Genomic DNA, 13,364 nt, shown 5'->3' on the forward strand with positions numbered 1-13,364 from the left:
TTCGCAGTGCCCTGGATCACAGGGTTTTCATGAATTCGATCAAGGCCCGCTTGTCGGCGTCCGACAGTTGCGTGCCATACAAGTGGCCACCGTTGTGGTTGCCCTCCAGGCGGGTGTCGTACTTGAAGTCCGCCGTTGCCTTCATCTGCTCACCGCTGGTGATGAAGCCCACTTTCTCCTGGTCATAGATGTCCGAGCCGGTGTAGAACACTTGCGGACGCTGTTCCGGCGGCTGCAGCAAGTCCCACAGGGTCGGCACCGAACCGTTGTGCAGGTATGGCGCTCGCAGCCAGACGCCATCGGTGGGTGTGTTGCTGTAGCTCTGGGTCTTGCGGTAGGCGCCGAAGTCGAACGGCGGCTTCTTGAAGCCGTGGAACGCCGCCACCAGGCCGGTGGTGAAGGAGTTCAGGCGATGAGGGTCGGTGCCCAACTGGTCGATGTTGGTGGTGACCTGGCCCGTGTCGGTGCGGCCGAAGTCGTGGCAACCGGCGCAGTTCTGCTCCCATATCGGCTTACCTTGGGCGACTTTCGCCTGGTCCAGGGCGAACGGCCAGGCGGGCGCCTTGTGCCCCAGCAGCCAATTGGTCACCCGGTTGAAGCTCGGCGGCAGTACCGATTGCGGCGTCGCGCCCACGGCCATGGCCGCGGCGTAATTGCGCTCATGGATATTGTTGTTATTGCCGTCCCAGTGCAGGTAAAGCGACTCGCGAGGCTTCTGGTTCCAGACCTGCGGCAGGTCCACGGTGCCAATGGTTGAGTCATCCGGGAAGCCGAACACCACCATTTTGGTCGGGTTGAAAGTGTCGGTCCGGCCCGGCCCCTGGGCCGGGCGCAGTTTCTGCCAGGCGTAGGCCTGCTTCTGCTTGAGCAACGCACTCTTGGCCATCGGAATGATCAGGTAGCGGTTGTACAGCTTTTCGAAAAAACCCAGTTGGAACTTGCCATTGATCGCCGCCATCACCGCATCCGCGGTGAATTTCGGGTCACTGGCGCAATCGTAGGCGAACCATTGGAAGGCTTGCAGCTGCAGGGTATTGGCCGGCGCAGTGGCGACCGGAACCGCGACATCCGTGGCATTGGCCCGGTAAGAGCCGGTGTGGCACAGGGCGCAGTTCGGTTCCACGGTGGGATACCCCAACTGCCGCTTGGCCATGCCGATGGGCAGGTCGTTGCCGTTTTCATAGAGAAAGCCGAACACCTCGTAGCCACCGGGCCTGGGCATTTTCTCCGGACACATCTGAGGCAGCACGGCAAACAGATAGTAGGGAATCCGCGCCTCGATCCCCAGGCCGATGGCGGCATATTTGTAGTGGTCTTCGTCGGAGGCGAAGTCCGGCTGCGGCACCTCCCGGATCATCTGGTACCAGGTCTGGTAACCGACGAAACCCAGCACCAGCACCACCACCAGCGCACCGACCTTGAAGCCATGGCTTTGCCAGCGCCGCGCCCAGCCCGCGCGCCAGTCTCGCCAGCCGGCGCAGAGCAGGGCCATGGGCCGATTGGCGACCGGGCTGCCCAGGTACAGCAGGATGCCCAGCACGAGGAACATGCTCAGGTCGCCCATCAGCATGGGGACGAACAATGGCCCCTGGTCATTGGTGTTGATCAGGTAGATCCAGAACACCACCGCCACCAACCGCGACAGCACGCACAGCCACGAATGAACCACGAAACGCGGCGCATTGAACCCCGAGGGCATATAGAACAGGCTGATCCCCACCAGCAGCATGCCGGTGTTCTCCAGCCATGGATCGGACAGCACGGGCGGCAAGCCAAGCATGGATGTCAGCAACGCCGGCGCGAACAGCGCCGGAATCGCGAACACCATGTTCATGACGATCCCCACCCAGATGATGCGTTGGAACCAGCGGATGTAACTGTTCATGGCATCCATTTCCTTATTCTTGACTCACGATATGCAGCGCTCTAGCGATCGCTATCGCGAGCAAGCTCGCTCCCACACTGAATGTGTGGCGCGCACAAAATCAGCGGCACATGGCCCCCTGTGGGAGCGAGCTTGCTGGCGATGCAGACGACTGGGCCTTGCGTCAGCCGAGGGCGGTCTTCTCCAGGTGCTCAAGAATGATCGGATACACATCCACCACCGCGTCCTTGCCGAAGATGCAGTCGATATGACCGTAGCCCGGCACCTCATGACGGCTGAACAGCTGCGGATCGTGCATCTCGCACAACCGCTGGTAGGTCTTGAGGGTGCTCTGTGGCAGGTAGCACTGGTTGTCGGCACCGCTGATGAAGCAGATCGGCAGCTTCAGCCGGTCGAAATGCGGCATGTAGACGTCGTTGCCCTTGAAGTCCACCAGGTGCCCCTTGCGCACGATCAGGGCAAGGTGCTCGAAGGTGTGCATGTTCGACTCGCCGAACAATTCATGCAGGTTGTCGTGCAGGGTTTCGTTGAGGGTGTCGTGGCGATACAGCGACGCATACATGAACGTGATGCGGTGGCAGACCGGGTTGGTGCAGTAGCCCTGGGCCTCGATCCGGGCATAGCCGTTGAGTGCCTTGTCGTAGAGCCTGTTGAACCAGTTCTCCTTGGTATCGGCGTAGGCGGTGAGAGACTTGATGCCGATGGCGTCGAGCATGCCAGGCAGATGCAGGCCAGCCTTCAGGCCGGTGGCCGTGGCGACCACCGTATCGGCGGCGATCTGTGAACAGACCACCGAGCGCACCCCCTGCAAGCCGGCCAGCATCGACATGAAGAAGGTCGTCGCGCCGTAGCAATGCACCACGCATTGCACGTCCCGAGCCAGGGTCGCTTGCTGGATCTGCTCGATGGCGGCCTTGAAGTCGTACCGGGCCACCTGGTCGCCGTTCCATTCACGCTTGCTGGCGGGCAGCAGGATGCTTACCCGCAGGTCCAGCAGCCAGACGTCGTACCCGTGCTTGCACAGGTACTCCAGCAAATTGGTGTGGATGGTGTCGGTGGAGAAGATATTCGAGCCCACGCCCAGGCCATGAACCAGCATCACCGGGCCCTTGCTGCCGGCCTGGTAGCGGGTCAGGCGCAGCTCGACGCTGTCTTCGGTCTGGAAGAAATGCACCGTCGGCGCCGGCGCGTCCAGCGGGCGCTTGGTGCGCGGCGGCGCGTCCGGGTTGAAGTAGATGTCGCCGGCGAACACCCCGCCATAGCTTTCCCACAGGATACCGGCGAAGAACTTGCCGAACCGCGCAAGAGCCTCGACACGTTCGCGCTCGTTGCGGGCATTGAGCACCTTCATGGTGGTCATCTGCTTGGCGAAATCGGCCGGCTGGATGTGCATCACTCCCGAGCCGATCACCGCGCCGGTCTTGTCCGGCCCGCGGTAGAGCGTGACGTAGAGCGTGCTGGTGTCATGCCAGATGTTCAACACCCCGTTGTCCTCGGGTACGGTCTTGAAGGCGCTGAAGTAATAATCGCTGCCGTCCTCGGCGGTCAGCTTCATGTCGTAGTTCATGTGGCGCACGCCCACCTGTTCCTGGTATTGCTCGAACAGGTTGAACACCCCGTTGCTGGCTACCAGCGGCTGGGGCGAAAGCAGCGGCGCGTCCAGGGTGCCCACCAATGTCGCGGCGTGCTCCGGCTCCTTGATCAGACGGTTTAAATCGTCGGCGGTGATGGTCAGGGTGAACTCGATGGGCGAGTTGTCCGCCTTGCCGCGCTTGGCCGCCGCTTCGTAGAGCGTCAGGTCCGTGCCCTGGGGCTGGGTGAACGCCGTGGAAAAGTAGCCCTTCATGGTTTCGGTGAACTGTACCCCGAGGGTCGGTGCCGCCACCGGTTTGCGCGGAGCCGAAGACAGGGTGTAATCGATCTGCCAGCCATGATCGGCCGCCAGCAACCCCATGTTGCGCTCGCTCACCGCCGAGATGGTCAGCAACGGGTTGACCGCCAGGGACGTCGGGATCACCGCGCCATCGGCCACATACAGGCCCGGGTGGACATCCGTGCCGCTGGTGCCACTGAACACCTGGCCCTTGTGGTTGACCACGCCCTGGGTGGCATCTTCGCCCATGACGCAACCGCCCAAGGGGTGGACCGAGACAATGCTGTGCTTGAGCAGCTTGGTCCAGATCGGGTTTTCGACCCAGATCCCGCCCAGTGCCTTGGTGCACTGGTGCAGGCGCTCGTTGCCCAGGGTGACGTTTTCCTGCTCGCCGACACCGGGCCAGTCGATGCGCAACTGATCCTTGCTGTCGAGCAGCATGCGGCCCTTGCCATTGTCGTGGCTCATGATCAGGTAGGTCTGCATGTTATGCAGCGCGCCGTAATAGGGACCGCGCAGGAAGCTCTCGGCTTCACGCCCCTTGTATTTGAGATCGGCCCCCAAGCCTGTGTCGGTAGGCACGCCGATCATCCCGGCAAACGCTGCCATGCTCGGCACCATGGGCCGGCCGAGGGCGCCAGGGATCGAGCCTTCCTCGATGACCATGCGGCTGCGCCAGTCGCCCTCGGTGCGCATGTCGATGATCGAGGTGATGCACGGCCCCACCGGATCCAACTCCTTGGCCGAGTGGGCGCCGAAGCCGATGCCGTTGATGGCCTGGTCACAGTTGTGGCCGAACCCGAGGATGTCGCCGTTGCCGCTCATGTTCTCGCCCAACTGATTGGACATCGACAAGCCCTTGTCCCGGGAACGCAGCATGATCTCGGTGGTGCCCAGGGTGCCGGCGGACACCACCACGATGTCGGCGCGCACGAACAGAGTCGGTGCGCTAAACAATTCGCGGCCACTGTCCAGGTACTGGAAATGCACGATCCAGCCGTTGCCGTCGCGCTCCAGGTGTCGCACCTCGGCCTGGCAGAAAATCTCCGCGCCATGGTTCCAGGCGTCCGGCAGGTAATTCATCAGGGTGGTGTTCTTGGCCTTGTTGTTACAACCGGAAACGCAATCGCCACAGCCGTTGCATGGAAGCTGTTCGACGCCCACGTGGTTGAGGTTGTTGGGCAGCTTGTCGAATGTCACGTTGATCGGAGGCTTGTAGAAATGGGCCCCTTGCTTGAGGTAATCGGCAGATTTGCCGTGAGCGTCGAGCTTGGGCAGGTTCGGCTCCGATGCCGGGTAGGCGTTGGGCTTGAGCATTTCGCGAGCCCTTGCATAGCCATCCTTGAGCAGTGTGTCGCGGTGTTCACGCACCGCCTGGGGCCAGCGCGGATCCTCGAAGACGCCAGGCTCCGGTTCCAGCGAGACGTTGGCATTGATCAGCGACGTGCCGCCCAGGCCGCAACCGACCACGACGTTCTGCTGTGCATTGACGTGCAGGTCGAACAGCCCGGTACGCGAGCCGATGTGACCGTCCGGGTCATGGACCTGCAGCTCCTGCGTGGCCGCGAGCATGGTGTTGGGATATTCGCCGGGCTGTATTTCCCGGCCCCGCTCCAGCAGGCACACCTTGCGCCCGGCCCGGGACAGGCGCGACGCGGCAATGCCGCCGCCGTAGCCGGAACCGATGACGATAACGTCGTAATGCTCCTTGATTTCGCTGATGGGGGTCGAGATCCGTGTCATGTCAAAGTCCTCTCAGGCAGAAGGGCAACTCTGCGGTTGCCTGTCATTTCATTCGGGCGCACGAGCGCCTGGCCACTCTCCTCGGGGGAGTCGAGCGACAGTCAGCGGTGTGGAACGGGGAAGAAACCGGGCGCTATAGGCGGGCACGCTGGTTGACGACGCGGCGACGGCTGCGCCTTGGCGACACAGCGCAAGGCATCTGAACGCGGATCAAGGGTGCAATTGAATAGAAGCGCGAGGGCGGGCTATCCATCATGTGTTCTCCCTGAACCAGATGTGGATAAGACGAGGCGATGTCCTTGTGCCATTGGAGTGAAGACAGACCACGGTCCCACGTCAAGGCACGCCCTTAGAACTGTATGAAATTTGATCTATCGCGTTTCGCACTATATAAGCCGCGGGATCTAGCCTTTCGCGAACAAGTTATCCACATGACCGCCCACAGCTAATGGGGACAACTCTCGCGCATGGCGGAAATTGCTTGAGTGAAAAGTGAATAAAAATCCGCAGGTTACGAACGATGAGCGATTTCAGGCCAGTTGATCGTTTTTTAAGCAATAACCTGAACGCCTTGCCGCGCAAGGCCTCCAGGGCGAAACGAACACCTTATCCACAGAAGCGCCAACAGCGTTTGGGGGTAATTTTGACGTAACTGTGGAAAAGCGCATCGACCGGGGATAAAACGCGGTTTTCCGGAGAGTTTTTCACGGTCGAACAGGAATTGATCATTTATTGATCAAATCCGCGCAAGCACCGCTGCGCCTGGCTTGCAGAGGATAACGAACATCTTATCCACAAATGCGCCAACAGAGATTGGGGGCAACTCATGAACGATAAGGGTCGCCTGTGCACAAGGAAACCCAATAAAAACCATAGGTTAGACTGGTCATTTTTTGAGCATAGGTGCGCAAGGCCTGTTTGACGTGGGGTTCAGCGAGGGGCGAACAGGTTATCCACAGGCGCACGCACAGGGATTGTGAGTAAACGTATGACTCAGGTGAGCGAACCTGCTCGCGATATTGCTCCGTCGGTGGACACCCTCGCTCACTGACAGACCGTTATCGCGAGCAGGCTCGCTCCCACAGGTCGGGGTGAACGCTTATTCAGCGAACAACCCCTTCCTCTATCAGCAACTTGAGAATAGCCTCGGCGCCGGCCTCCGGGCTCACGCCCTTGAGTACCTGCCCGCCTCCGCCACTGGCCTTGGCCGTGGCGGCTTTCATACGGTCGGCGCCGCTCTTGGCCTTGATCACCTTCAGACGCTTGGGACGGGGCTTGGCCGGTTGCAGCGTTGCCACCGCGAGCAGGCTGTCGTCGATCACCTCGACTTCCTCGGCATGCAAGGCGCCACGTCGGGCCGGGCCGTAGGCACTCTGGCGGGGCTTGGGCGCCGCGTTATCCACAGTGGCCAGGAATGGCAGGCGTACTTTCAGGCGCCGTCGCTGGCCACGGGGCAATGCCTGCAGCACCAGGGCCACGCCATTGTCGATGGATTCCACCTGGGCCAGCCCTACCACCAGCGGCCAGCCAAGGTTCTCAGCCAGCAGGAATGGCAGCATCCCCGAACCTTCGCCGGTTTCCGCCTGGCTGCCGGTGAGCACCACCTGAGGCGCCGCGTCACGCAGATAATCGGTCAGGGCCGGCAGTGCGTCGGCCCCCGCCGGGTTTTCCAGCACGTGAAGCTCGTCCAGGCCCATGCCCAGGTAAGCGCGTAGCGCCGGCTCGGCCACATCGCCGGCATGCAGCACTTGCAAGTCGTTGCCGGCCAGTTGCAGGCCCAGTTCCACGGCCCGGGCGTCCTGCTCGGCTCGCCTCGGCCGGCCGGAGGTAGGGTGGGCGCCGATGGACACGAGGCTGATCACTTGAGTCGTCATGGTTGAATCCTTAGCTTAAGCCGCATCGCGTCTGGCTTCGTTGCGGTAAGCCTCTACCGCCGCGATCAGGGCCTGGAGAATCGCCGCGCTGTCGCCTATCACCGACAGGTCCGCCCGCTTGATCATGTCGCAGCCCGGGTCGAGGTTGACCGCCACCACCTTGTCGCAGGCACCGATGCCCTGCAGGTGCTGGATCGCCCCGGAAATCCCTACCGCCACGTAGACCCGCGCCGTGACCCAGGTGCCGCTGGCGCCGACCTGACGGTCCCGAGACATGAAACCATCGTCCACCGCCACCCGCGAGGCGCCCTCGGTGGCCCCCAGCGCGGCCGCCGTGCGGTGGAACAGGTCCCAGTCCTTGACCCCGTTGCCCCCGGAAAAGATGAATTCGGCTTCGGCCATCGGAATCGCACCGGGGTCCACCGCCACCGCCCCCATGTCCTCGATGCGCGAAAGGCTGCGGGCCACGCTTGTGGATAACTCCACCGGCAAGGCTTCGTGACGGGTTTCGCTGACCGGTTCGGCGCACTCGGCGGCCGCCAGGATCAACCGCGCCAAAGGGCGGGCCAGGTCTTGCAGGCCGGCGCCGGCACGGCCGATGCACTCCTCGCCCTTGACCTGCCAGACCCGTGTGGCCGGGCGTTCACCCAGGGCCGCGGCGAAACGCCGGCCCAATTCACCGCCACCGCTGCGGCTGTCGGGCAACAGCCAATGACGTGGGTTGAACTGGTTATCCACAGCCCGCAGGCCCTGGACTCGCTGTTCTGGTGCATAACCGCTGAACGCTTCGCCTTCGAGCACCAGCAAGCGGTCGACACCGGCCGTGGCGAAGGCGTTTTCCTTGTGTTCGCCAAACACCACCGCCAATACCGCGCCTTGCGCCCCCGCCAACTGATGGGCCAGCCCCAGCAGATCGCGGTCGTGGCTGCTGAGGCGGCCACCCACCATGTCTGGAACCACACAGATGTAGAACGCCGGTTGCGGCACCTGATGCAGCGGCAGTTGCACTTCGGTGCTGGCGGTGCGACGGGTCGTGCCGCCCTGCTGGGCACCGCTGCGGTCGATGCGCTTGATGCCGTTGGGGCCGATGAAACCCACACCGTGGACGTTCTTGCGAATGATGCCGTTGGGCCCCATCCAGCTGTGTTGCACCGGTTGCATGGCCGCGTGCAGCGGATGCAGGCGGTTACGGGCGATCCGCTCGGCGCGAGGGTCGCGACGGATGATGTCGCTCATTAATGCACCTCCGCAGGTTCACGTTTGGCCGAGGCCACGGGCTTGCCGGGCGCTGCGTCTTCCAGCAGGGCGTCAGCCACCAGTTCGGCGATGTCCTTGATCATCGGGCGGGGTTCGACCACGCCTTCGAGCATCGCGGTGCACTGTGGGCAACCCACGGCCACCAGCTCGGCGCCGGTTTCGCGGATGTCTTCCATGCGCATGTCGGGGATACGTTGCTTGCCCGGGATGTCAGTGATCGGCGCACCGCCGCCACCGCCGCAGCAGCGGGAGCGGAACCCGGAACGCTGCATCTCCTTGACCTCGATCCCCAGCGCACGCAGCACCTGGCGCGGCGCTTCGTACTCACCGTTGTAGCGGCCCAGGTAGCAAGGGTCGTGATAGGTCACGCTGTCGCCCTTGTGCTGGCCGAGATTCAGGGCACCGGCGTCGATGATTTCCGCCAGGTAGGTGCTGTGGTGCTGCACCAGGTAGTTGCCATCGAAGGCGCCGTATTCGTTTTTCAGCACATGGAAGCTATGGGGGTCGCAGGTGACGATGCGATTGAAGCGATACTTGGCCAGGGTCTGGATGTTGCGCTTGGCCAGCAACTGGAACGTCGCTTCATCCCCCAGGCGCCGGGCCACATCGCCGCTGTCGCGTTCTTCGAGGCCAAGCACGGCGAAGTCGATCTTCGCCGCCTTGAGCACCTTGACGAAGGCCCGCAGGGTGCGCTGGTTGCGCATGTCGAAGGCTCCGTCGCCGACCCAGAACAGCACGTCGGTGGATTTTTTCTCGCTGAGCAGATTGAGGTTCAGGTCCGCAGCCCAGTTCATCCGTCCGCCCGGGGCGAAGCCGCCAGGGTTGTCGGTGGCGATGAGGTTTTCCAGCACCTCGGCGCCCTTGTTCGGGGTGGCGCCTTTTTCCAGGGTCAGGTGACGGCGCATGTCGACGATGGCATCGACGTGCTCGATCATCATCGGGCACTCCTCGACACAGGCCCGGCAGGTGGTGCAGGACCACAGCGTTTCGGCGTCCACCAGGCCATTGACGATCGGCTGATGCGGATTGCCGCCATGTTCGCCCACCGGCTTGCCCGGGTAAGGGCTGCCGGCGAACTTCGCGTCGGTACCACCGGCGAGGCCGACCACCATGTCCTGGATGAGCTTTTTCGGGTTCAGCGGCTGGCCGGCGGCAAAGGCCGGGCACGCGGCTTCGCATTTGCCGCACTGGACGCAAGCGTCGAAGCCGAGCAACTGGTTCCAGGTGAAATCCTTGGGTTTTTCCACGCCCAGGGGCGCCGCCGGGTCATTGAGGTCCAACGGTTTCAGGCCGGTGGAGCGACCACCGCCAAAGCGTTCGGCGCGACGGTGCCAGGCCAGGTGCAGGGCACCGGCAAAGGCATGCTTCATCGGCCCGCCCCAGGTCATGCCGAAGAACAGCTCCGAAACGCCCCACAGCACGCCAACGCCCAGGATCGCCGCCAGCAGCCAGCCGCCGAAGCCTTCCGGAAGAATGCCCGCCACCGGCAGGGTCACCAGGAAGAACGACGCCGAGAAGGCCAGCAGGCTTTTCGGCAGGCGCATCCACGGCCCCTTCGACAGGCGGGCTGGCGGGTTGCGCCGACGCAGGTAGACAAAGATCGCGCCGACGAACATCACCGCCGACATCAACAGCAAGGCATAGCCGAGGAAGCGGTTATGCAGGCCGAAACCGTGCACCAGGATAGCCAGCACGATGGACGCTACCGCACCACCGGCCGTGGCGACGTGGGTGTTGGCGATGTACTTGTCCCGCGCCACCACATGGTGCAAGTCCACCATGTAGCGCTTGGGCATGGCGAAAAGGCCGCCGACCAGATCGACCTTGGACGGTCGGCCCCGGCGCCACATGTTCACCCGCCGCAAGGCGCCGAGGACCGCAAGGCCCAGGGCAGCGAACAGCAGGATGGGAAGAAGGGTGTTCAGCATGGTGAAGCTCCCAAAGACCTCAGGTCTTGCAGGCACAGAAACCTGGATGTCTTGCTCGACCCCTGTGGGAGCGAGCTTGCTCGCGATGACGGACTCCAATTCGACATGAGTGTCGATTGATCCACCGCTATCGCGAGCAAGCTCGCTCCCACCGGGTTATCCACAAGCCGTTAGAAATCCTTGCACAACCGCAGGGCGTCGTAGATGGCGGCGTGGGTGTTACGCTGCGCCACGCAGTCGCCGATGCGGAACAGCAGGTAGCCATCGCCGCTCTGTTCCAGGCACGGTTGGGGCTTGATCGCGAACAGGGCCTCGACATCGATCTGGCCTTTGTTGCGCGAACCTTCCTTGAGCGCGTAGTAGATTTCTTCGTCCGGCCGCACGCCGTTCTCCACCACCACCTGGTCCACGACGCGTTCTTCCTTGGCGCCGGTGTACTCGTTCTCCAGCACCGCCACCAGCTTGTCGCCTTCGCGGTAGACCTTCTCCAGCATCATGTCCCCGGTCATGATCACTTCCTTGGGGTACATGCTGCGGTAGTAAGTGGGGAACGAGGTCCCGCCGATGGCAACGCCCGGCTTGATATCGTCGGTGACGATCTCCACCTGGCTGCCCTTGTCGGCGAGGAAGTCGGCCACCGACATACCGGTGAATTCACAAATGGTGTCGTAGACCAGCACATTCTTGCCCGGGGCGACCTTGCCATCGAGCACGTCCCAACTGCTGACCACCAGCCCTTCGGCGGCGCCCCAGTGCTCGTTCTGCTCCAGGTTCGGATGCCCGCCCACGGCCAGTACCACCACGTCTGGACGCAGGTCCATGATGGTCGCCGCGTCGGCCGCCACGCCCAGGCGCAGGTCGACTTTCAAGCGAGCCAGCTCCAGCTGGAACCAGCGGGTGATGCCGGCGATCTGGTCCCGTTGCGGGGCTTTGGCGGCCGTGGTGATCTGCCCGCCAATGAACTCCTTCTTCTCGAACAGGGTCACGTCGTGGCCGCGTTCGGCTGCCACGCGAGCCGCTTCCATACCCGCCGGGCCGGCGCCAACCACCACCACCTTGCGCTTGGGCCCGGTGGATTTCTCGATGATGTGCGGCACGCCCATGTACTCGCGGGACGTCGCGGCGTTCTGGATGCACAGCACATCCAGGCCCTGGTACTGGCGGTCGATGCAGTAGTTGGCGCCGACGCACTGCTTGATCTGGTCGACCTGGCCCATCTTGATCTTGGCGATCAGGTGCGGGTCGGCGATGTGGGCGCGGGTCATGCCGACCATGTCGACGTAACCGCCCTCCAGGATCCGCGTGGCCTGGTTCGGGTCCTTGATGTTCTGCGCGTGCAGCACCGGGACCTTGACCACTTCCTTGATACCGGCGGCCAGGTGCAGGAACGGCTCCGGTGGATAACTCATGTTCGGAATGACGTTGGCCAGGGTGTTGTGGGTATCGCAACCCGACCCCACCACGCCGATGAAGTCCAGCATGCCCGTGTCGTCGTAGTACTTGGCAATCTGCTTCATGTCCTCGTGGGACAGGCCGTCCGGGTGGAACTCGTCACCGCAGATGCGCATGCCCACGCAGAAATCGTCGCCCACTTCGGCGCGCACGGCCTTGAGCACTTCCAGGCCGAACTTCATGCGGCCTTCGAAGCTGCCGCCCCATTCGTCGGTACGCTTGTTGACCCGCGGGCTCCAGAACTGGTCGATCATGTGCTGGTGCACGGCGGACAGCTCCACGCCATCCAGGCCGCCGGCCTTGGCACGGCGCGCCGCCTGGGCGTAGTTGCCGATCACCCGCCAGATTTCTTCCGGCTCGATGGTCTTGCAGGTGGCACGGTGCACCGGCTCACGCACGCCGGACGGCGACATCAGGGTCGGCCAGTTGAAGCCGTCCCAACGCGAGCGACGCCCCATGTGGGTAATCTGGATCATGATCTTGGCGCCATGCTTGTGCATGGCGTCGGCCAGGTTCTGGAAATGCGGGATGATGCGGTCGGTGGACAGGTTCACCGAACTCCACCATTCCTGCGGGCTGTCGATGGCGACCACGGACGATCCACCGCAGATCGCCAGGCCGATGCCACCCTTGGCCTTCTCTTCGTAGTACTTCACGTACCGATCGGTGGTCATGCCGCCGTCCGTGGCATAGACCTCGGCGTGGGCGGTGCTGAGCACGCGGTTGCGGATGGTCAGCTTGCCGATCTGGATCGGCTGGAACATTGCTTCAAAAGCCATGGCGCAATCCTCGACTTACAACGGCTTGACGATGAACAGGCCGTCGTCGTGGCCTTCTTCGGAACCGCCATAGACCTGCTCGGCCACGGTGCGGATCGAACTGCCGCGGGCGGCGAGGATCTGGTCCATGGCACCGGCGAACCAGCCGGTGAACATGTAGTCGACCTTGCGCCCCACCTTGCCGTACACATAGACGAATGCCGAGTGTTCGAGCTTGACGCTGGCGGTGCCTTTATCCAGGTCGATGTCCTGGATCTTGAACAGGCCCCAGCCACGCTGCGACAGACGCTTCATGTAGTGCTCGAACACCGCGACGCCTTCCAGGCCGTGGCATTCGGCTTCTTTCTCGCACCAGTGCCAGGCGGACTTGTAGCCGGCCTTGTAGAGGATTTCGGCGTAGGCGTCGGCGCCCAGCACTTCCTCGATGCCCATGTGGTTGTTGACGAAGAAGTGACGCGGCACGTAGAGCATCGGCAGGGCGTCGGAGGTCCAGACACCGGTTTCGCTGTCGACTTCGATAGGCAGTTGAGGGGCGATCTTGGCCATTGAAACTTGACTCCGGAAATTCGTGAT

At 62.9% G+C, this 13,364-nt stretch carries 7 protein-coding genes; all 7 read right to left on the reverse strand.

Annotation, left to right across the window (positions count from 1 at the left end):
* Nucleotides 1-16: 16 nt before the first annotated feature.
* Nucleotides 17-1,885, reverse strand: a complete 1,869-nt coding sequence (locus tag AC1M7R_RS08985; protein ID WP_072390862.1) for a c-type cytochrome — start codon at nucleotides 1,883-1,885, stop codon at nucleotides 17-19.
* A gap of 163 nt (nucleotides 1,886-2,048) precedes the next feature.
* Nucleotides 2,049-5,501 (reverse strand): GMC oxidoreductase, encoded by a 3,453-nt coding sequence (locus AC1M7R_RS08990; protein WP_490610366.1) that lies wholly within the window; start codon nucleotides 5,499-5,501, stop codon nucleotides 2,049-2,051.
* 1,103 nt (nucleotides 5,502-6,604) lie between these two features.
* Nucleotides 6,605-7,375: an electron transfer flavoprotein subunit beta gene (etfB, locus tag AC1M7R_RS08995; RefSeq protein ID WP_072430868.1), complete on the reverse strand. Its 771-nt coding sequence runs from the start codon at nucleotides 7,373-7,375 to the stop codon at nucleotides 6,605-6,607.
* Nucleotides 7,376-7,390: 15 nt separating this feature from the next.
* Nucleotides 7,391-8,611, reverse strand: coding sequence for an electron transfer flavoprotein subunit alpha (gene etfA / locus AC1M7R_RS09000; RefSeq protein ID WP_072459113.1), 1,221 nt, complete (start codon nucleotides 8,609-8,611; stop codon nucleotides 7,391-7,393).
* A complete protein-coding gene (gene dgcB, locus AC1M7R_RS09005) occupies nucleotides 8,611-10,560 on the reverse strand; it encodes a dimethylglycine demethylation protein DgcB (RefSeq protein WP_072389945.1) in 1,950 nt (649 codons plus the stop codon). The genes etfA and dgcB overlap by 1 nt, the downstream gene beginning before the upstream one ends.
* Before the next feature lie 170 nt (nucleotides 10,561-10,730).
* The gene (gene dgcA, locus AC1M7R_RS09010) at nucleotides 10,731-12,791 is read right to left on the reverse strand and encodes a dimethylglycine demethylation protein DgcA (RefSeq protein WP_053156152.1); all 2,061 of its coding nucleotides are present in this window, start codon (nucleotides 12,789-12,791) and stop codon (nucleotides 10,731-10,733) included.
* Between the two features lie 15 nt (nucleotides 12,792-12,806).
* Nucleotides 12,807-13,337, reverse strand: coding sequence for a DUF5943 domain-containing protein (locus tag AC1M7R_RS09015; RefSeq protein WP_030139308.1), 531 nt, complete (start codon nucleotides 13,335-13,337; stop codon nucleotides 12,807-12,809).
* Between the last annotated feature and the right edge of the window lie 27 nt (nucleotides 13,338-13,364).

It is taken from the genome of Pseudomonas sp. MS01C9, assembly GCF_058202755.1.